General features: G+C 46.9%; 1 protein-coding gene. It reads left to right on the plus strand.

Annotation, left to right across the window (positions count from 1 at the left end; all coding sequences use genetic code 11):
* The coding region (locus tag ACKGJN_RS16295) for an Ig-like domain-containing protein (RefSeq protein WP_409540623.1) at nt 1-828 on the plus strand (828 nt) is incomplete at both ends.

Here is an 828-nt window from a genome sequence, read left to right on the forward strand (position 1 = left end):
GACGGTGATACCCTTACGGTAACCGAAACCACTGCACCTACTAACGGAAGTGTTGTGATCAATACAGACTACACGATCACCTATACTCCGGATGCCAACTTCAACGGAACAGATAGCTTCATCTATACCATCTCTGATGGCAATGGTGGAACAGATACCGCTACGGTAACGGTAACGGTCAACCCAATCAACGATGCGCCTGTAGCAGTTGATGATACTGCTACCACCGATGAAGACACTGCAGTAACAGTTTCCGTTCTGACCAACGATACTGACCTGGATGGTGATACCCTTACGGTAACCGAAACCACTGCACCTTCTAATGGAAGTGTTGTGATCAATGGTGATGGAACAATTACTTACACTCCGAATGAAAACTTTAACGGAACAGATACTTTCATCTATACCATCTCTGATGGCAATGGTGGAACAGATACCGCTACGGTAACGGTAACGGTCAACCCAATCAACGATGCGCCTGTAGCAGTTGATGATACTGCCACCACCGATGAAGACACTGCAGTAACAGTTTCCGTTCTGACCAACGATACTGACCTGGACGGTGATACCCTTACGGTAACCGAAACCACTGCACCTTCTAATGGAAGTGTTGTGATCAATACAGACTACACGATCACCTATACTCCGGATGCCAACTTCAACGGTACAGATACTTTCACCTATACCATCACTGATGGAAATGGTGGAACAGATACCGCTACGGTAACGGTAACGGTAAACCCAATCAACGATGCGCCTGTAGCTGTTGATGATACTGCCACCACCGATGAAGACACTGCAGTAACAGTTTCCGTTCTGACCAACGAT

This window comes from Gillisia xinjiangensis, from assembly GCF_046298265.1.
In the GTDB taxonomy this organism is placed as follows: domain Bacteria; phylum Bacteroidota; class Bacteroidia; order Flavobacteriales; family Flavobacteriaceae; genus Gillisia; species Gillisia xinjiangensis.